Raw genomic sequence first — 20,488 nt, forward strand, 5'->3', positions numbered from 1 at the left:
TATGGTAAAAAAAGAAAAATATATATTACTTGATAAATATATTGATTTTTTATTGGAAAACTCGGATGCCTCTTCACCGATGTGGAATATAGAGCAGATTAGAAGCGGACGTAAAAACAAATGGAATTATATTGACGCCTGCATGATAAGCGCATATCTTGAACTTTATGAAATAAAGAGAGATAAAAAGTATCTGAACTTTTGCGATGATTTTGTATCCGCATTTGTAAACGAGGACGGAAGTATAAATACCTATGATATAGAAGAGTACAATATCGACAATATAAGACCCGGAAAGAATCTTTTTAAGCTTTTTGAACTTACAGGTAAAAAAAAGTACAGAAAAGCTATGGATACCGTATACTCTCAGCTTAAAACCATGCCGAGGACTAATGAAGGTAATTTTTGGCATAAGAAAATTTATCCTTATCAGGTTTGGCTTGACGGACTTTATATGGCACAGCCATTTTATATGGAGTATGAAACAAAATATAACAGGATGAGATTTTGTATTAACAGCTTTTCACAGTTTGAAAATGTGGAAAGAATAATGAAAGATACAAATACAGGACTGTATTATCACGGATATGACGAGTCAAGGCAGTCGCTTTGGTGTGATAAGAAAACCGGCTTAAGCAAAAATTTTTGGTTGAGATCAATAGGATGGTTTATCTTAAGTCTTGTGGATACGGCACTTGCCATTGATGAGTCATTATACTATGAATTCAGAAGATTACAGGAGATGCTTTATAATCTTGCAAACGATTTGCTTAAGTTTCAGGATGATAGCGGAATGTTTTATCAGCTGGTAGACAGGGAAGATGATAAAGACAATTACCTTGAGACATCAGGAAGTGCGCTTATTTCATATGCTTTTTTGAAGGCCGTAAGAAATAAACTTTTACCGAAAAGATTTGAAGATATCGGAAAGAAGATATTTGACGGTATTTTGGACAGGTATCTGTGTGTTGAGGGAGAAGAACTCTCACTTGGAGGAATTTGCCTTGTAGCCGGACTTGGAGGCAAGGAAAACAGGGACGGAAGCGCAGAGTATTATTACTCTGAACCGGTTGTAAAAAATGAAGCCAAAGGTGTGGCACCGCTTCTTATGGCATATACGGAAATAATAAGGTTGGGTATGGCATATGATTGACTTTGAAATTGTAAAGGTATTTAAAAGGAGTGTAACAATTGAAGTCGGTTGTGATACTCCTTATGAAAATAAAAAAATATATGATGTTTTTATAAATGGTGAAAAGAAAATATCAACAAATAAAAATGTTATATCAATTTTCAATCTTCTTCCTGACAGTGATTATAATATATATATCACTTGCGAGAATGAGGATTCCGATAAAAAAAGCTTTCATACGGAATATGAATATGTACTTCTTAATGTAAAAGATTTCGGTGCTGCAGGTGACGGAGTAAAGACTGATTCGGTATGTATACAGGCGGCAATAAATGCCTGTCCTAAGGACGGTACCGTTTATATTCCTAAGGGAAAATATTTATGTACTCCGGTATTTTTAAAGAGCAATATAGATATTTGGATAGATAAGGATGCCATACTTATCGGTGAAAAGGACAGAAAAAAGTATCCGATTCTACCGGGTATGACACAATCAAGTGATGAGAATGACGAGTACAATATAGGATCATGGGAAGGTAATCCGCTGGACTGCTTTGCCGCACTTATTACGGGAATAAGTGTGGAGAATGTACTCATATTCGGTGAGGGTATACTGGACGGCAATGCCGGTATGCTTGACTGGTGGAAGGATGCAAAGAAGAAAAATATAGCATGGAGACCGAATACGGTATTTTTACATAATTGTAAAAACATAGCCATGCAGGGACTTTGTATAATGAATTCACCTTCATGGACTGTTCATCCTTATTACAGTGACAATCTTTTGTTTTTAAACAATACAATTATGAACCCTGACAATTCTCCAAATACTGACGGACTTGATCCTGAAAGTTGCAAAAATGTCCTTATACTTGGTGCGGATATTTCTGTGGGAGACGATTGTGTTGCAATAAAGAGCGGAAAATACTATATGGCACTTAAGCATTATAAGCCTGCAAAGAATATAGTTATCAGAAACTCAATATTCAGAAAAGGTCACGGAAGTGTGACTATAGGTTCCGAGGTTGCGGCAGGAGTATATGATGTAAGTGTGGAAAAATGTATATTTGAAGGTACGGACAGAGGACTTAGAATAAAGACAAGAAGAGGCAGAGGAGAGAAATCCGTACTTGATAATATTTGTTTTGAGAACATTCTTATGAAAGATGTATGCATGCCTTTTACCGCAAATATGTTCTATTTCTGTGATCCTGACGGACATTCCGATTATGTACAAAATCAGGATAAGATGGAAGTCAATGAAAAGACTCCGAAGATCGGGAAAATAGCGGCAAGAGATATCAGATGTGAAAATGTAAAAAATATATTTGTATGTTTGTATGGACTGCCTGAGATGCCTATTGAGGAAATTGTACTTGAAAATATTACATTGAATTTTGATAAGAATGAGAATATCAAGCCTGTTGTTCCGATAATGATGGACAATTTCCCGACTATGTGTAAAAGAGGAATATTTGCAAAGAATATAAAAAAGCTGATATTAAAGAATATAGAAATTACAGGCAGTAAAGATGATAATCCTTTTATGGAAAATATTGAGGACTGTGAATGTACAGGGGTGAAATTTAATTGAAAACAGAAGATAATAAAATAATAGTCACAGTCGGAAAAGAAGACTGCGATTACAACAGCTTAAGAGAGTGTATGCACTCTCTTAATTTTATAAATACAGTTAATAAAAAGATAGAGATAATACTTACAGATGAAAAATACTTTGAGCAGGTGATTATTACAAAACCTGATATCTTATTGAGAGCAAAAGAGGGGGTAAGCCCTACAATAAGCTTTTATTATGGAATAGGCTATAAATATAAAAGCATAGGAGAGTCGGGCTATTTTGAGGAAAATAAAGGAGAAGAAAAGCATTTTGCAAAAAGATGGGGCGCAACTGTAATAGTTGAAAAATCTGCATATAATTTCAGAGCCGAGAATATAAACTTTGAAAACTCTTTTAATCTGTATATGACGGAGAGTGAAATAAAAGACGGCATTGAGAAAATCAGCAGTGAAGAATACGGACAGAGTAAATGTGAAATAAATGAAGAGAGATTATCCCTTGAAATTAAAGTGGGAGAGTATCATAATAAAGAGAGAGCTGCGGCTTTGGTCTGTGAAGCCGACAATTCCGTATTTGTAAGCTGTAATTTCAAATCAAGTCAGGACACATTATATGCAGGACATGGCAGGCAAAGATTTATTAACTGCAATATCTATGGCAATGTAGACTATATTTTCGGTGAAGAAGATGCAAGAGCCGATTTTATAAAATGTAATCTTATATGGCTCGGATATACGGGAGAGGAGGCATCTCCCGGAATAATATGTGCTCCGAAGGGAGTATTTACATTCTATAAATGCAGAATCGAAAAGAATAAGGATAAGAATTATAAAAGTCTTCCGGGATATATGGCAAGACCGTGGAGAGCAAGCGGTGCCGTATTATTTTGTAAATGTGATATAGAAAAAGAATCGGTATGTAAAGAAGGGTTTACAGAAATGAATAAAGTTACCCCTGAGGAAGTGGCTTTTTTCGAGCATGAAAATATTTGCAACGGACAGGTTTTTATTACGGACAGGGGTAAAGCACTGTTTTAATGATTTAAAAAATATCATAGGGGGGTATTTTGGTGGCTGTCAGTATTAAAGATAATGTAAAAGCTCTTGCAGGTGCAAGATGTATTATACAAAACTGGATAGAGGCAAAGGAAAATGAGGTATTACATTTTATAACCGATGAAAATCATATTAAAGAAGCCGATATTTTTGAGCTGGCGGCCTTTGAGTGCGGTGTTATTCCGAAGATAACCATACTTTCCTCGGACGGTGTACAGTCGGGTGAAGTAATAGAAAAAATGAAGGGCACAATGTATTATTCGGATGTGATAATAGGCGCCACACATTATTCATTTATTACTACTGAAGCGGTAGAATACGCCTTGAAAAAAGGCTCAAGATTTCTTTCATTTCCGATGCATACAAATGATAACAGCTCTATATTTGAGAGAGAGTTTATCAGAATGAGCCCGAAGGTGGCCAAAAGAATGGGACAACCCTTAGCTGAAAAAATCACAAAAGCTGACAGAGTGGTGGTTAAAACAAAGAAAGGCACAAATGTGGCTTTTAGTGTTAAAGAAAGAAGAGCAGGCAAATAATGCTGTAGGTTTGTCTGCTCTTATAGCTTTGATAGTTGTATTCTTTGTAACAGGTGCCAAGAAAGAGTATGCTGTAAAAGACGGTACAAGACTTATGGACAATGTAGGTCCTGTAGGACTTTTGCCACAGGTTTTGGCGGCTCTCGGTGCAGTATTTACTGCAGCAGGGGTCGGTGAGGTTATAGCAAAGGGTATTGAGACAATTATTCCTGATAACAACAGAATTATTGCTGTTATTGTATATTGTCTTGCAATGGCACTTTTTACAGCAATTATGGGAAACGGTTTTGCGGCATTCTCTGTTATTACAGTGGGTATCGGTATTCCATTCCTTATCAACCAGGGTGCAAATCCTTTAGTAGTAGGTGCTATGGGACTCACAGCAGGATATTGCGGTACTTTGATGACACCTATGGCTGCAAACTTCAATATTATGCCGGCTGCGCTTCTTGAGACTAAGAACAAGTATGGAATAATAAAGATGCAATTGCCTTTTGCAATTGTTATGTTAGTTACTCACATCGTATTGATGTATATATGTGCTTTTAGATAAGCATTTGAAAGGATAAAATATGAAATTATTATTGACGGCTTTTGATCCGTTCGGTGGTGATGCTGTAAATCCTGCGCTTGAGGCAGTGAAGCTTGTAGCTGATAAAATCGGAAGATTTGATATCGTAAAGCTGGAAGTACCTACCGTATTCAGAAAGTCAATAGATACAGTGGCAAAGGCTATTGAGGAAGAAAAACCTGATGTAGTTCTTTGTATAGGACAGGCAGGTGGAAGATTTGAGATAACACCTGAGAGAGTTGCTATAAATGTGGATGATGCCAGAATAAAGGACAATGAGGGCAATCAGCCTATAGATACAAAGATTTTTGAAGACGGAGAGAATGCTTATTTTACCACACTTCCTATAAAGGCGATGGTAGAAGCAATCAGAGAGGCAAATCTTCCGGCTGCAGTATCTAATACGGCAGGAACCTTTGTATGTAATCATTTGATGTATGGTGTACTCTATACATTGGCAAAGAAATATCCTCATATAAAGGGTGGATTTACACATGTTCCTTTTATACCTGCACAGGTAGCAAGAAGAACACCTGTGGCTCCTTATATGGCACTCGAGGACATAAAGAGAGGACTTGAAGCCGCAATAGCCGCGATTGATAAAAATTTAGATGCGGATATAAATGTAAACGGCGGTAAAGAGTTTTAATAAGTTTAATAAAAACCTGTTTCGAGAAAACGAGGCAGGTTTTTTTAATCCAAAAAAATTGTGTAAAATAAATTTGTAAAATTAACAATTGTTACAGAAAAATATATAAAAAAATACTATACTGAAAGAGTAATGAAGGTTAAAGCTTTTTACCATAAAGGAGAAGAATATGGATAAGTTTTTAAAGAATATAAATCATGAAGAAGTTTTAAAGTTGGCTGATTTGGCTCAGGCAACAGACGGACAGGTGGTTTCAAAGACTCTGGCACAGAACAAGTATGTCAGCATTACAGTTTTCGCATTCTCAAAGGGTGAGGAGATTTCAACTCATGAGTCTGACGGAGATGCTTTGGTTACAGTGCTTGAGGGAACAGGAAAGTTTATTGTAGACGGAAAAGAATATATATTAAATGCGGGAGAGAGCGTAGTGATGCCGGCAAGAAAGCCGCATTCAGTTCATGCAATTGAGAGCTTTAAGATGCAGCTTACTGTAGTTTTTCCGTTAGAAAGATAAAATAAATTAAGTAAAGGAATAAAGATATGAGTGCAATACTGGGTCCAATACATCATTGGCTTTTTAGAAAGATAAAGATACAAAACGATTTAACAAATGCTTTAATAGCAACAGCAAAGGATAAGGGCTTGAATGTATCGGCTCTTGCCGATATAGATGAGAAGTTCGGTTCACTTCCTGAGGGCGATCTTGGAAATATAATTGATCCGACAAATATACATGGTTGGTTACAGGATAAGATAGCCATAGTAGAGAGAAGACTTGCATATGTTGCAAAGAATCTTACAGATGGCAATGCTGATGCAATCGGTATTATCTGTGAGTGTGCAAGAGCTTTCGGCAAGGAAAATGCTATTGAAAGCGGAGCTTCACCTGTTGACGGTTTTGAGTATTATGAGAATACATTTGTAAGCGGAATGCCATGCGACGGTGTAAATATGGTTGTGAATGAGGACAGTGATGAGCTTATGTGGCAGGAAACTGTAGATATTCACAAGCAGTACTGGGATGAAGTAGGTGCAAATGTAGCACTGTTTTATGAAATAAGAAATGCCATGATTGAAGGCGTGTTTGACGGTAGCGGTCTGACATATTATGCTTTGGGAAATGGCTCATATAAGTTGGTAAGGGAGTAATATGTACGGAATAGAAATTTTAGTAGATGAACACAAGAATATAGTAGAGTTTTGCAAGAGCATGAAGTCTATGTGCTGCTCAATCATAGAGGGAAATGAAGTAGATGCGAAGCTCGTAAAAGAATGCGTGGCTTTCGGTAAGACATATGCGGACCACCTTCATCACGGAAAGGAAGAGAAGATCCTTTTCAAAATAATGCTTGAAAAGCTGGGTCCTGTAGCAGATAAACTTATCAGAAACGGTATGCTTGTAGAGCATGACCTTGGAAGACTTCATATGAACGAGCTTTTAGAAGCTGTCGACAGATATGAAAAAGATCCGTCCACGTTAAATAAGCTCGATATAATTACAAATGCTGCCGGATATGCTACACTTCTTAACAGACATATAGGAAAAGAGGATGAAGTAGTATATACATTTGCCGAGAGAGCTTTATCGGCTGAGGACAAAGAGAGAGTCGATGCAGAAACTAAAGAGTTTGATGAAGATCCTGAGAATAAAGCAAATGTGGCTAAATACCTTGAGTGGTTTGAAAGCTTCAGAGCAAAATATCCTGCAAGATAATAAATAAATGTATTATAGAATTAAGAAGAACATTTTGATCTTTATTTAAGTGAAAGCTGTTCTTCTTATTTTTCGTTTTTAAGATAGGGAAAATATGAAGAGAGAGATTTTAGAGAGAATAGAAGAATTAGGTGGAAATATATCATCGGTAGCAGGAAAGTCATTAGCCGAGGATTTATGCAGTATTACATTTGATACAGTTTTATATAGAAAGAATGTTGATACACCTTGGTCCAATGCAGATGATGAGGAACCTATTGAAGGATTAGGAGATTTTGTTGATGAAAATATAGAATTATACAAAAAAGATAAAGATGTTTTTTTCAACAGATTATATGAAAAATATTTTATTTTAACAGAAGAAGCTTACGGACAGTATTTCTGGAGTGGTGAAATGTTTACTCCTTTTAAGGAAGGCAGTACGGATTTTGAAGAATGGAATGATTTCTTCAATGATTATTTGCACTCATTTAAAGAAATCTTTGATGTAACTGATAATAAGGATCCGGATTTTGTTCAGCTATTTTATGGATATGGATATCCTGACTGTATTTATGTTGTAAGCCAAGATGTAAACTCTGAAAATCCAACCGTATTTGGGACTGATCATGAGGAATGGTTTATAGAAGTTGATGTTGAAGGTGATTTGGAAAAATATTTACAAAGATTCTGGACAAAAAAAGAGTTAAGAGAATATATGGAACATAGAATGGATTTATGGATACAAGGCTAAATGGACGAAACATTTAAGAAAAAATTAGTAAACCACCGGCTAATCATGTGGTTTATTGTTTTGTCATATAAGACCTCATTACACAAGCTATAATCTAAAGAATAATGAGAAAATACCTGCCCAGATAATGATAATACTTGTTTTTCAAGAATAAGAGACAAGATTTATAATGTAAACTTTTTTATTACAAGGTTAAAAACAGATATAATAAAAACGCAAAATGCTATATAAAACATTAAAGTTGTTATATAATGCGATTATTACAACAATTAATAATGTCGTTAATAGGTATACATATAACAGTATAGTTGTTTAGAGGAGATGATGAGTTGAAATATTATAAAAAAATAAGACTTGCAAACAATACGCTTTGTATTATAAGGAATGCAACAATTACCGATGCCAAGGGAGTGCTTGAGAATACAAAGATTATCCGTGAGGAAACAGACTTCCTCCTTTCTTATCCGGATGAAATAAATTTTAGTGTTGAGGAAAAAGAGAAATTCCTTGAAGATAAAGAAAACAGCCCTTGTGAGATACAAATTTGTGCGCTTGTTGATGATAGAATTGTAGGTTTAGCAGGAATTTCTTCGGTTGGCTCAAAAGACAAGGTAAAGCATCGTGCAGAGTTCGGGATAAGTATTGAAAAAGCATATCATGGAAAAGGCATAGGCACTGCATTAACAAAGGCATGTATTGAATGCGCAAAAACTGCCGGCTATAGACAATTGGAACTTGAAGTGGTTGCTGAAAATAAAAATGCGATTGCACTTTATAAAAAATTTGGATTCAAGGAAATTGGTTGTAATCCGAGAGGATTTTGTTCTCGTTATACCGGATGGCAGGAACTTATATCCATGTTATTGGTGTTGGATTAAATATTGGGGTGTATTTGAAAAGATATATTAGATAACTAATGTTCACCTGATTAAATAACTATAAAAAGGGGCTGTCGGGAAATGGCAGTCATAAAAGAGGGAGGAGTGACTTAAAATGAGTCACTCCTCCTTAAGTTTTTACATAAAAAAAGATGGCTAACGATAACCATCTTTCTCCGTTACATGTTATAATGTAACTATGCTCACAGTTAATTATTATAACGACTTTTTTGAAATAGGTCAACAGAAAATCAACTTTAGTTTCTATGAATTGAGTTTACCCGATGACGATCCGGTCTATACCCTAAAAAAAGTTATGGAGGATTTAGATTTTTCCGGACTGTTAGCCAATTGTTCGGATAAGGGAAGAACAGGGTACAATCCAATCATGATGTATGCAGTTATTACTTATGCAAATATGCGAGGAATTCGTTCTATTGATCGTATTGTAGATTTATGTGAAAGAGATATTGCTTTTATCTGGCTTACTCAAGGGAGGAAGCCTAAAAGAGATGCATTTTATGATTTTAAAGGTAAGAAACTTACTTCAGATATTCTAGATGACTTAAACTATCAGTTTATGAGACGATTAAAAAAAGAAGGTTTTGTAACATTAAAAGAATTATTTATCGATGGAACAAAAATAGAAGCTAATGCCAATCGTTATACTTTTGTATGGCGTGGAAGCATTAATTATCATCTTGCAGGTCTTCTGGATTCTATAGATAAGCTTTATTCAGACTATAACTCTTTTTTACAAGATAATGGATTTGGTGAGAAGTACGAGCTTGGAAATGCACAGATGTTTGTGATTGACGGAATTGATAAAGTCAGAGATATTATTGAAAAGAACAGAAAAAGAAAGATTACAAAACATAAAAAGCTATCTAATAACCGTATTATAGAGATTGATAACTGTTCGCCTATTGAAATACTTAAGCTTCAGAAAAATCTTATGGTTATTGCTGACGGAGAAGGTATTGTATTTGTTAACGGAAATGGCAAGAGAAAGCCAAAACTCCAACAACTCTATGAAGAGCTTGAACATTGTGGACAGCGATTAATGCACTATAAAGAATGCTTTGAGATTATGGGAAAAGATAGAAACAGCTACTCAAAAACTGATTTGGAAGCAACCTTTATGCGAATGAAGGAAGATCATATGCTGAACGGGCAGCTAAAGCCGGCATACAATGTACAGATAGCAGTAGAGAATTATTTTATTGTGCATGGTTATGTAAGTAATGATCGTACAGACTATAACACACTGATTCCTGTCCTTGAAAAGCATAAGAAAGCATTTGGAGAAGTGCTTGAAGAAGTTACGGCAGATAGCGGCTATTGTAGTGAGAAAAACCTCTTATATCTGAAAGAAAATCAAATAGACAGTTATATAAAACTACAGGATCACGAAAAACGAAAAACAAGAGCATACAGTAAAGATATAGGTAAATACTACAACATGAAGACAACAGTATTTGAGGATGAGCAAGTCTATATCTGTCATGACGGCCGTGAACTGAGACATATCAACACAGAAAAGAAAGAACAGAATGGTTATACACAAACATATGAAGTATATGGATGTTCAGACTGTAGTGGATGTGAACATAAGTCTAAATGTTTATACAAGTATAATCCTGATAAAGATATTGATAAGAATAAAGTAATGAAGATCAATGAAGTATGGGAAGAGCTTCGAGAGAAGTCACATGCTAACATACAGAGTGAAAAAGGTATTCTGAAACGACAGATACGCTCTATTCAAACAGAAGGTCATTTTGGAGATATTAAAGAGAATGAAGATTTCCGACGCTTTAACTATCGTACTTCAGATAAGGTTTATAAAGAATTTATGCTTTTTGCAATAGGAAGAAATATAAATAAATATCATCGTTTTCTCTATGCCAAACTAAAGAAATTTGAAGGAAAACTACAGGAGAAAACAGCATAGTAAAAAATGCAAAAGCAAAATTTCAGCCAAGGGGGTTTTATGCCCAAAAACAGACAGTATTATAGAAAAGTAAAATATCCTGACAAAGTCACAAAGCCAAAATGCCTTGTATTTGTCAGGATATTTCTATTTTGTTCTGTAGGGATTAAAATTCAGTATTTCCCGACAGCCCCAAAATTTTATCTGCTCTGTGTCCAAACACCGCTTCCGTCTACATAGTAGCGATTGTTATCAACCCACTGATTTGTAAGCATCTTACCGAGATTGCTTCCACCCTCTGTGCTGAGCCAATACCACTTACCTGAATATGGGCTCTTAAGCCAACCGGTCACCATATAACCTCTGTTATCAAAATAGTACCAGTTGCCGCCTATCTGCTGCCAGTTGTTTGTTGTATATGTTCTGTCGGCATTGATATACCACCAGCCTACATTGTCCTTTAACCAAGCGCCTGTATTACCTGCACTTGAACCGTTAGGTCCTGTAGAACTTCCGTTATTTGAACTTGACTGTCCGCCAAGGCTTGCTAAAATATCTTCATCTACATCAAACTCATCTGACTCTGTCCAGTTACCCTTAGTACCGTTGCTTGCAGCTGCACGAATCTTTACAGTATAGCTTCCCTTACCGTACTCACGGATCTTGCTGCGGAAGTCATAGCTTGTTCCTGATGTTGTGATATTGTCCTTGATTGAATTGTTACGATAAAGCTTTACTTCATACTGCTTTGCGTAATTTGCACTTTCCCATGTAACTACAGGACTGTCATCATCACCCCATGAAATATCGTTTACTTCCAATGCACCGCTATCACCTGCGCTTGTCTTTGGAAGAGTTACTGTGATTGACATATTTCCGCTTGTTGTAGAAACTTTAGAGATTGTAGCGCCCTTACCTGTAGCATCATTAAGTGTAATATTACCTGAAGGAGTTCCCTTAAATGTATAGTCCTCATCAGGCTTTACCTTGATAGTAACCTTAGGTTTCTTACCGAAGTCGGTGTTTGTAATAGAAGAGACTTTTACATCGTCAACTCCTGCACTGTCACTGTCTACATCAATGTTTCCGGCATTCATACCCGGTGCAAGATCGTAATTTATATTGATCCTTACATTCTGTACAACTGTCTTTGTGTTTCTGGCAAAAGCCACACCGGTCATTCCAAGAATCATGGAAGCCGTTAAAACAACTGAAGCCACTTTTTTAATATGGTTTCTTATCATATTTTCCTCCATTCTGCAGGTTATCCTGCGAAATAAATCTTTTAATGTTATGACTATATTCTAAAGTATTTTTAGTAGAAAATATAGTCCTTTAGACTTAAGTTTATCTTACTATATTGTAACTAATTTTGAATTTCGGCGAAAATAACAGAATAAATTTTAAAGAATAACGGAATATTATTTACGAAAAGGTATTTTATTGTAATTATCTGTATTCACGTGAAGAATTTAATTTATAAAATACTCTGCATTGTACTTGATTTCTTGAATGAAATAAGGTATAAATAAAAATATAGTTAGGTAAACCTAATTATAAAAATAAAATAACCTAATTCATTAGGAGGGGATAATATGTTTAAAAGAAATTTGAGTATACTTATTGCAGCCGCAGGAATGGCTTTATCACTTTGTGCATGTGCAGGAGGGAAAACTTCAGATACTAATGCTACTGCACAAAATACAGAGTCAAAGTCAATGGAGGAAACATCAAAAGCAAGCAGTGATACCATGAATAAGAAGAATGTGGTTGTTACAACTTCATTTTTACAGGATATGGTAGAACAACTTGCAGGTGATACTGTTAATGTAGAGCTTATAATACCTGCCGGAGAGGATCCGCATTTATATGTTGCAAAGCCTGAGGACTATACAAAACTTAGTTCTTCAGATCTTACACTTTATCATGGACTTCATTTTGAAGGTAAAATGGTGGAGGCACTTGAAGCTAAAGGCGAGGCTGTGAGTAGAAATTTTCCGAAAGATCGTATAGGAACAATGGATGAAGACGGACAAGTTATTACAGATCCGCATTTCTGGTTTGATATAGGACTTTATAAGATGGCTGTAGAAGCTGCAGGTGAATCACTTGAAAATTTGAATCCTGAATATAAGGATAAGTATGAAGAGAATAAGACAAAGTATTTGGAGGAACTTACAAAGCTTGATGAGTATGTAAAGGAGAATATTTCTTCAATACCTAAGGAGAGCAGATATTTGATTACACCTCATGATGCATTTAATTATTTCTCAAGAGCATATGATATAGAAGTAAAAGCACCTCAAGGTGTAAGCACCGAATCGGAGGTGGCAAATCAGGATATACAAGAAACTATAGATTTTATAGTGGAACATAAAATAAAAGCTATATTTGCAGAATCTACAACTGATCCTGCCCGTATGGAAAAGTTAAGAGAAGGTGCAGCTGCAAAGGGAGCGGATGTAAAAATAGTAAGCGGTGAAGGAAATGAGTTGTTCTCAGATTCTTTGGCACCAAAGGGTGAAGACGGAGATACATATATTGATATGTATAAGCATAATGTAAAACTGATTACCGATAATTTAAAATAGTACCTTTGAGGTTAGATATGGAAAAAGTATTGATACATTTGGAAGACTTTACAATGGCATATACAGATATTCCTGTAATATGGGATATGGATCTTGATATTTATGAGGGAAGTATTACTGCAATAATAGGGCCAAACGGTGCCGGTAAATCCACATTAATGAAGGGAATACTGGGGCTTATGAAGCCTATTTCAGGTAAAGTAAGTATTATGGGTAAGTCTTACAAGGAGGTATATAAGCAGATTGCTTATATACCTCAGACCACCACGGTGAACTGGAATTTTCCCACTACGGTAATTGATGTGGTGACAATGGGAAGATATGTGGGACTTGGCTTATTTAAAAGAGTAAATGCTTCTGAAAAGGAAAAAGCTTTGGAAGCATTGAAAAAAATGAAAATGGAAGATTTTGCATCCAGACAGATTTCAGAACTTTCAGGTGGACAAAAACAAAGGGTATTCATAGCAAGGGCAATTGCTCAGAATGCCCTTATTTACTTTATGGATGAACCGCTTGCAGGAGTTGATAAGAAAACAGAGAATATAATTATAGAAACAATGAGGGAGTTTAAAAAAGAGGGAAAGACCATTATAGCGGTACACCATGATTTAAACACCCTATGCGAATATTTCGATCATGTAATTATGGTTAATAAGCAGCTTATAGCAAGCGGAAGGACCGAGGAAACCTTTGTAAAAGAGAATATAGATGCGACATATGGGGAGTAGGCTATGAATATAAGTATTATTACACAGTATTCGTTTATTGTGGTTGCGATAGGAACAATGCTGCTTGCCATGGCAACAGGTATAGTCGGAACGATAAGTATTTTAAAGGGGCAAAGTCTGATAGGTGATGCTGTAGGTCATGCATCACTTCCGGGAATAATTCTGGCATTTATGATATCCGGAAGAAAAAGTTCTCTTATTTTAATGCTTGGTGCAATAGTGGCAGGCATAGTCGCTTTTATACTGATACAGATTATTGCGGAAGGCTCAAAGATAGAAGCGGACACCGCAATGGCTGTCATTTTATCTGCTATGTTTGGTATGGGTATGGTATTAAAAAGTTATATACAGGGTAATCCGAAATATCAGGGAGCTTCACAGTCGGGACTTGCGAGCTATATATTCGGACAGGCGGCATATATACTAAGGGAGGATGTTTATATAATACTCGCTGTATCTGTCATATCTCTTGCCCTATTTATAGTCTTTTACAAAGAGATAAAGGTATATGTTTTTGATATGGTTTATGCGTATACAATAGGGATAAATTCAAGGCTTACCTCTCTTCTTATAATGATAATAACCATGATTTTGATTGCGGCAGGTCTAAAGGCGGTGGGTGCCATTCTTATAAGCAGTATGCTTATAACTCCTGCGGTTACAGGTTTACAATGGAGTAAAAGTTATGAGAAAGTATTGATGATTGCGGCACTAACAGGAGCCGTATCTGCTTTTCTGGGTACTTTTATAAGCAGTGCGGTGAAGGGATTTTCCACAGGACCAAGCATTATACTTATTATGTCTGTAATTGCTCTCTTTTCTGTATTGTTTGCACCGAGAGGTATTGTGAGAATGCTTTTAAATATTAGGAAGATGAGGGTAGGTAAATGATTGAATCTTTGTATATTCTTATAATAACCTCGCTTGCCTGTGCTGTTTTGGGAGTGTTTTTAGTGTTAAGAAGACTTTCAATGGTTTCTGATGCAATCTCACATTCCGTACTTCTTGGAATAGTTATAGGATATTTTGTTACTAAAGATATAGGGAGTGTTTTATTAATAATAGGAGCAAGTCTTTTCGGTGTTTTAACGACTGTTTGTATAGAGTTACTGATAAAAAGTAAAAGAGTGACGGAAGATGCTTCTGTAGGTATAATTTTTCCGCTGTTTTTTTCGATAGCCGTTATACTTATTACAAGATATGCAAGAAATGTACATCTGGATACTGAGATGGTTTTGATTGGAGAAATTATACTGGCTCCGCTTCATAGAATAAATTTCCTTGGATTAAGCCTTCCAAAGGCTTTGGTACAGATGGTTTTTGTGCTTTTGATAAATACAGTATTTATAGCGGTCTTTTTTAGAAAACTGAAAATAAGTTCATTTGATCCTGTATATGCCGGAGTGGCCGGTATTGCAGGGGCAGGTCTTTATTATGTTTTTATGGCTTTGGTTTCATTTACTGCAGTTTCTGCGTTTGAGTCGGTAGGTGCGATACTTACAATATCCTTTTTTATTTCACCGGCTGCAAGTGCATATCTGATTTCAAAGGACCTTAAAATAACAATATTTTTGGCGGCTGTATATGCAGTAGTTAATTCTTGCATTGGTTATTTTCTTGCTGTAAAATTTAATGTATCCATGTCGGGAATGTGTGCTTTGGTTTCGGGTTTAACATTTATGATAACCATTGCAGTATATCCGGGTGGAATCATTACTAAGATGATAAGATATATTAAAAACAAAAATCGTTTCAGTAGAGAACTTTTGATTTTACACATAGATAATCATACAGGAAAGAAAAATGCTCTCGGTGAATTGGGATACAGTACAATTAGAGAGCATATTGCCTGGTCCGACAGAAAGCTCAAATATGTTTTGGACAAGTTGATAAAAAAAGGATATGTTTATCGTGCAAAAGAAAGAGGTGTATATTCCCTGACTGAAACGGGTAAAAAATTAAGTGATGATATAAGAAAACATTACGGACTCAGAGTAAGGGAAAATGATATGGCTAAGATAGACACCGGTAGAGATGATTATATTTCAGCAATTTATGAACTTATTGAAAAAAAGGAAATTGCAACAAATAAAAAGATCTCGGAGATTTTGGGAGTAAAGGCTGCATCTGTAAGTGAGATGTTAAAAAAACTGGTAGAAGAGGGAGAAGTATATACTGAGAATAAGTCGATTCTTTTGACGGAAACAGGTAAAATGAGGGCCAGAGCATTGCTGACAAAGCATAGATTGTGGGAATTGTTTCTGGTGGAATATCTGGGTTATTCATGGCAGGATGTCCATGAGGATGCAAAAGCTTTGGAGTATGTCACTTCAAACGGACTAAAGGACAGACTGAATGAATTTCTAAATAAACCTATGCACTGCCCACACGGAAATGAAATATACGAAAATCATCCGGAGACCGATAAATTAAAAAAGCTTTCGGAGGTATCAAAGGGGATTTCCTGCCGCCTTCATAAAGTTGAAGATGACAGGGATTTGATTGAATATCTGGAAGAAAAAAAGATTGCTTTAGGAGATGAATTTGTGGTAAAGGATATCGATGATTTTGACGATTCTATACTTGTAAGCTCTGCAACTGAGAATAAGCATATTGCAGGCAAAGCGGCTGTAAGGATGATGGTTGAAATTATTTAATTTTTTATTTGGAGGATGGAAATTTGAAATTTGGTGTAAGAGCTCACGACTTCGGGAAATATGATGCAAAAATTCTTGCAGAGAAGATTAGAGAAAACGGGTTTGAAGCTGTTCATTTGGCTGTAAAAAAATCTTTGCCGGGAATGAACGGAAATATTGATGTAACGCAGGAGAATATTGAATATATAAAAGATGCTTTTTGCGGAATGGAAATAAGTGTTTTGGGCAGCTATATCGACTTTACCACGGATGATGAAGATGTATGGGAAAAGCATAGAGATGAGTTTGTTGCGGCACTTAAAATAAGCAAACCTCTTGGAGCATTATATGTAGGAAGTGAAAGTTCTTACGGAGAAGTGGATATGGAAAACAAGGTAAGGCTTTTTCCGAAGCTTCTAAAAAGACTTGATGATGTTTTAAATGAAGCCGATAAATATGGTGTCTATGTGGCAATGGAGCCTGTGGCATCACATACGCTGTATAATGCGGAATGTACGGCTAAGATGCTGAATACATTAAGCAGTGAGAGATTAAAGATAATATTTGATCCGCTAAATGTACTTACAAAGGAGAGAGTGGATTCACAGGAAGCTCTTTGGAAAGAATGTATAGATGCATTCGGAAAGGAAACAAAAATTATTCATTTAAAAGACGGTATTTTTCCTGATAAAGGCAGACATGTGGCATGTAAGCTCGGTGAAGGTATTATGAGATATGATATCATTAAAGACTGGCTTAAAAAAGAAAAACCGGATATCAGTGTAATAAGAGAAGAAGAAAGAGCTGAATATGCAAAGGAAGATCTTGCATTTATGAAAAATCTTTTCAGATAAGAAAAAGAGGCTGTAGCATTTGCTACAGCCTCTTGGAATTTATAAATCTTTTAAAGTATTAGTCTACCTTAGGTCCTGCAGCTACTAAAGCTTTGCCGGCCTCGTTTGTCTCATACTTCTTGAAGTTCTTTGCGAATCTTGAAGCAAGATCCTTTGCCTTGATTTCCCAATCGGCAACATTTGCATATGTATCTCTTGGGTCAAGGATCTTTGTATCAACGCCCTCAAGCTCTGTAGGAACCTCAAAATCAAAGTAAGGAATCTTCTTTGTAGGAGCATTCTTGATTGCACCGCTAAGGATTCCGTCGATGATACCGCGAGTATCCTTGATAGAGATTCTCTTTCCTGTTCCGTTCCATCCTGTATTTACAAGATAAGCCTTTGAACCGTTCTTTTCCATTCTCTTTACAAGCTCTTCAGCGTACTTTGTAGGATGAAGCTCAAGGAATGCCTGTCCGAAGCAAGCTGAGAATGTAGGTGTAGGCTCTGTGATACCGCGCTCTGTACCTGCAAGCTTAGCTGTAAATCCGCTGAGGAAGTAGTACTGTGTCTGCTCAGGTGTAAGGATTGATACAGGAGGAAGTACTCCGAACGCATCTGCTGAAAGGAAGATTACATTCTCTGCAGCAGGACCGTGTGATATAGGCTTAACTATATTCTCGATATGGTCGATAGGATATGAAACTCTTGTGTTCTCTGTCTTGCTTCCGTCATTAAAGTCAATCTTACCGTTCTCATCAAGAGTAACGTTCTCTAAAAGAGCATCTCTTCTGATAGCATTGTAGATATCAGGCTCAGACTCCTTGTCAAGGTTGATAACCTTGGCATAGCATCCGCCTTCATAGTTGAATACACCGTTGTCATCCCAACCGTGCTCATCATCACCGATAAGAAGTCTCTTAGGATCTGTTGAAAGAGTTGTCTTACCTGTTCCTGAAAGACCGAAGAAGATAGCTGTATTCTCACCGTTCATATCTGTATTTGCTGAACAGTGCATTGAAGCAATTCCCTTAAGTGGAAGATAGTAGTTCATCATTGAGAACATACCCTTCTTCATCTCACCGCCGTACCATGTGTTAAGAATAACCTGCTCACGGCTTGTGATATTGAAAGCAACAGCTGTTTCTGAATTAAGACCAAGCTCCTTGTAGTTGGCTACCTTTGCTTTTGAAGCATTGTAAACTACGAAGTCAGGCTTGAAGTTCTCAAGCTCCTCGGCAGTCGGCTGAATAAACATATTTGTAACGAAATGTGCCTGCCAAGCAACCTCAACGATGAAACGAACAGACATTCTTGTGTCCTTGTTTGCACCACAGAAAGCGTCTACTACATAAAGCTTCTTGTTTGAAAGCTCGTTCTTTGCAAGGTCCTTTAAAACTTTCCAAGAATCCTCTGAAAGCGGATGGTTGTCATTTGCATAATCTGCAGATGTCCACCAAACTGTATCTTTTGAATTCTCATCCATAACTATAAATTTATCTTTAGGGGAACGACCTGTGTAGATACCTGTTAATACGTTAACGGCACCAAGCTCACTAACCTGTCCCTTTTCATAGCCTGATAATGCAGAATCTGTCTCGGCTGCAAATAATTCATCATAAGATGGATTGTGTACTATCTCTGTAGTGCCTGTGATGCCATACTGAGTTAAATCAATATTTGCCATAATAATCCTCTTTTCTATAATTCATTTATTTTGTTATCATGAAACCCGGGTGAAAAGGTATTTTCCCCTTGATACAAAATATAAAGTCATGTACTCTTTGAAGTACAATAACCTTATTAGAATATACATAACAATTTGGAAAAAATCAATAATATTTTGAACTTTGTTAAAAAAAATACGAAATAAAAAAGCACCGAACGAATCAGTGCTTTAAAATAATCAAAATATTATATTTTTGATATTTGTGAAATGGCATTTTCCTTGACCATTACTTTGAAATGTTCTTTATAATAGTCTTCACTGAATGCGGTAGCGGAAAGCTTCACACCGTATTCTGAAAGAATATTTGCTGCCGAGGCGAAATCCTTTTTATTCTCATTCTTTTTTAGAACCAGAATAAAGCGTTTATTTACCTCATCCTTATATAAAGTGTTTTCACCTGAATAGATCTTTACCGCCTTTGCGGCCTCTATAAGTTCATCTAAAGTTTCAAAAGAGTATGCTCTTAAATAGCTTTCCTGTTCTTCAGACTTATCAGTTTCATCAAGATCGAGCGCACCCTCTAAAAGATTATTAAACTTCATATCAAAAGAGGCAAACACATCATCAGCCATAGTCGGAGAGAACTTTGCAAAACGCGTATCCAGTTCATCCGGATCGTCAACTTTTGTTACATATATAATAATGCTTTCATTTGAGAGAGGAACCGCCTCTATCATAAGAGGAGAGTCATCCGCATCAAATCCTACCTCATAAGAGGCTTTGCTTAGCATTTCCTGAAACAATGCCTTGGCATTGTCACTGCCGTAGGCCAATTCAACTACATTTAAATTTCTGTTTTCCAAATCCACATTTGACAGTGTACATCTTATCTGGTTGGTACTAATCCTTTCAATTCTCAAGGTATCACCCCTTTCTATAGGAATTGTACAAATATATTGTACTTATGTTTTACAATTATGTAAAGAGAGTAAGTGCCTAAAGAAGAGCACAAAAAAAGCAGGTGATGGGAATCGAACCCACGTATTCAGCTTGGAAGGCTGATGTTCTACCATTGAACCACACCTGCAAAAAATTACTTTGTCATGATATCAAAACGAGAGATGAATGTCAAGTGGAAAAAATAGAATAAATATGAATTTTGTGTATATTTTTTAATACATTCCTGTTTGTCTTAAAATATTTTAGAAATAATAAAATATAATTAGATAAGTATTGAAAAGCATATAG

General features: G+C 36.1%; 20 protein-coding genes and 1 tRNA gene. 17 read left to right on the forward strand and 4 right to left on the reverse strand.

The genetic code is table 11. The features are described from left to right. Position 1 precedes the first annotated feature (1 nt). From SBH76_RS04570 to SBH76_RS04625, 12 genes are all read left to right on the forward strand, one after another. Entirely contained in the window at positions 2–1,153 is a 1,152-nt protein-coding gene (locus SBH76_RS04570; protein WP_317976950.1) for a glycoside hydrolase family 88/105 protein, read from the forward strand. Next, complete coding sequence (locus SBH76_RS04575) at positions 1,146–2,726, forward strand: glycoside hydrolase family 28 protein (RefSeq protein ID WP_317976951.1); 1,581 nt, start codon at positions 1,146–1,148, stop codon at positions 2,724–2,726. The genes SBH76_RS04570 and SBH76_RS04575 overlap by 8 nt, the downstream gene beginning before the upstream one ends. Continuing rightward, positions 2,723–3,748 (forward strand): pectinesterase family protein, encoded by a 1,026-nt coding sequence (locus tag SBH76_RS04580; RefSeq protein WP_317976952.1) that lies wholly within the window; start codon positions 2,723–2,725, stop codon positions 3,746–3,748. Before SBH76_RS04575 ends, SBH76_RS04580 begins: the two co-directional genes overlap by 4 nt. A 32-nt stretch (positions 3,749–3,780) precedes the next feature. Next, positions 3,781–4,305: a hypothetical protein gene (locus tag SBH76_RS04585; RefSeq protein ID WP_317976953.1), complete on the forward strand. Its 525-nt coding sequence runs from the start codon at positions 3,781–3,783 to the stop codon at positions 4,303–4,305. After that, positions 4,265–4,858 carry a 5-oxoproline transporter, DUF979 family subunit gene (locus SBH76_RS04590; protein ID WP_317976954.1) on the forward strand — a complete coding sequence of 198 codons (594 nt, stop codon included), beginning with the start codon at positions 4,265–4,267 and terminating at the stop codon, positions 4,856–4,858. Before SBH76_RS04585 ends, SBH76_RS04590 begins: the two co-directional genes overlap by 41 nt. Positions 4,859–4,877: 19 nt before the next feature. Continuing rightward, positions 4,878–5,525 (forward strand): pyroglutamyl-peptidase I, encoded by a 648-nt coding sequence (pcp, locus tag SBH76_RS04595; RefSeq protein ID WP_317976955.1) that lies wholly within the window; start codon positions 4,878–4,880, stop codon positions 5,523–5,525. A gap of 169 nt (positions 5,526–5,694) precedes the next feature. After that, entirely contained in the window at positions 5,695–6,039 is a 345-nt protein-coding gene (locus tag SBH76_RS04600; protein WP_317976956.1) for a cupin domain-containing protein, read from the forward strand. A 26-nt stretch (positions 6,040–6,065) separates the two neighbouring features. After that, a complete protein-coding gene (locus SBH76_RS04605) occupies positions 6,066–6,674 on the forward strand; it encodes a hypothetical protein (RefSeq protein ID WP_317976957.1) in 609 nt (202 codons plus the stop codon). A gap of 1 nt (position 6,675) precedes the next feature. Then, the gene (locus tag SBH76_RS04610; protein WP_317976958.1) at positions 6,676–7,239 is read left to right on the forward strand and encodes a hemerythrin domain-containing protein; all 564 of its coding nucleotides are present in this window, start codon (positions 6,676–6,678) and stop codon (positions 7,237–7,239) included. A 94-nt stretch (positions 7,240–7,333) separates the two neighbouring features. Then, a complete protein-coding gene (locus SBH76_RS04615) occupies positions 7,334–7,972 on the forward strand; it encodes a hypothetical protein (protein ID WP_317976959.1) in 639 nt (212 codons plus the stop codon). Between the two features lie 329 nt (positions 7,973–8,301). Further along, positions 8,302–8,850: a GNAT family N-acetyltransferase gene (locus SBH76_RS04620; protein ID WP_317976960.1), complete on the forward strand. Its 549-nt coding sequence runs from the start codon at positions 8,302–8,304 to the stop codon at positions 8,848–8,850. A 199-nt stretch (positions 8,851–9,049) separates the two neighbouring features. After that, positions 9,050–10,804, forward strand: coding sequence for an IS1182 family transposase (locus SBH76_RS04625; protein WP_317976961.1), 1,755 nt, complete (start codon positions 9,050–9,052; stop codon positions 10,802–10,804). Positions 10,805–10,983: 179 nt separating this feature from the next. On the opposite strand, the gene SBH76_RS04630 is transcribed toward SBH76_RS04625, so the two are convergent. Continuing rightward, complete coding sequence (locus SBH76_RS04630; protein ID WP_009662894.1) at positions 10,984–12,027, reverse strand: PspC-like choline-binding domain-containing protein; 1,044 nt, start codon at positions 12,025–12,027, stop codon at positions 10,984–10,986. A 351-nt stretch (positions 12,028–12,378) separates the two neighbouring features. On the opposite strand from SBH76_RS04630, the gene SBH76_RS04635 reads away from it, so the two are divergent. Genes SBH76_RS04635 through SBH76_RS04655 form a run of 5 tightly spaced genes read left to right on the forward strand, consistent with a single transcriptional unit; the run spans position 12,379 to position 17,592 of the window. Continuing rightward, complete coding sequence (locus SBH76_RS04635) at positions 12,379–13,374, forward strand: metal ABC transporter solute-binding protein, Zn/Mn family (RefSeq protein ID WP_009662854.1); 996 nt, start codon at positions 12,379–12,381, stop codon at positions 13,372–13,374. A 17-nt stretch (positions 13,375–13,391) separates the two neighbouring features. Further along, positions 13,392–14,102, forward strand: a complete 711-nt coding sequence (locus SBH76_RS04640; protein WP_317976962.1) for a metal ABC transporter ATP-binding protein — start codon at positions 13,392–13,394, stop codon at positions 14,100–14,102. A gap of 3 nt (positions 14,103–14,105) precedes the next feature. Further along, the gene (locus SBH76_RS04645) at positions 14,106–14,993 is read left to right on the forward strand and encodes a metal ABC transporter permease (protein WP_317976963.1); all 888 of its coding nucleotides are present in this window, start codon (positions 14,106–14,108) and stop codon (positions 14,991–14,993) included. Continuing rightward, the gene (locus SBH76_RS04650) at positions 14,990–16,759 is read left to right on the forward strand and encodes a metal ABC transporter permease (RefSeq protein WP_317976964.1); all 1,770 of its coding nucleotides are present in this window, start codon (positions 14,990–14,992) and stop codon (positions 16,757–16,759) included. The genes SBH76_RS04645 and SBH76_RS04650 overlap by 4 nt, the downstream gene beginning before the upstream one ends. 23 nt (positions 16,760–16,782) lie before the next feature. Continuing rightward, on the forward strand, positions 16,783–17,592 hold the full coding sequence (locus tag SBH76_RS04655; RefSeq protein ID WP_317976965.1) for a sugar phosphate isomerase/epimerase family protein: 810 nt from the start codon (positions 16,783–16,785) through the stop codon (positions 17,590–17,592). A 58-nt stretch (positions 17,593–17,650) separates the two neighbouring features. Here SBH76_RS04655 and pckA read toward each other — a convergent pair whose 3' ends face one another. The 3 genes from pckA to SBH76_RS04670 form a co-directional block, all read right to left on the reverse strand. Then, positions 17,651–19,258, reverse strand: coding sequence for a phosphoenolpyruvate carboxykinase (ATP) (gene pckA / locus SBH76_RS04660; RefSeq protein ID WP_007596025.1), 1,608 nt, complete (start codon positions 19,256–19,258; stop codon positions 17,651–17,653). Between the two features lie 227 nt (positions 19,259–19,485). Beyond that, complete coding sequence (locus SBH76_RS04665; protein WP_315034550.1) at positions 19,486–20,160, reverse strand: adaptor protein MecA; 675 nt, start codon at positions 20,158–20,160, stop codon at positions 19,486–19,488. Positions 20,161–20,256: 96 nt separating this feature from the next. Next, positions 20,257–20,327 (reverse strand) — tRNA-Gly (locus SBH76_RS04670). Between the last annotated feature and the right edge of the window lie 161 nt (positions 20,328–20,488).

The sequence above is a fragment of the Lachnoanaerobaculum sanguinis genome, from assembly GCF_033242365.1.
Taxonomy (GTDB): Bacteria; Bacillota; Clostridia; order Lachnospirales; family Lachnospiraceae; genus Lachnoanaerobaculum; species Lachnoanaerobaculum sanguinis.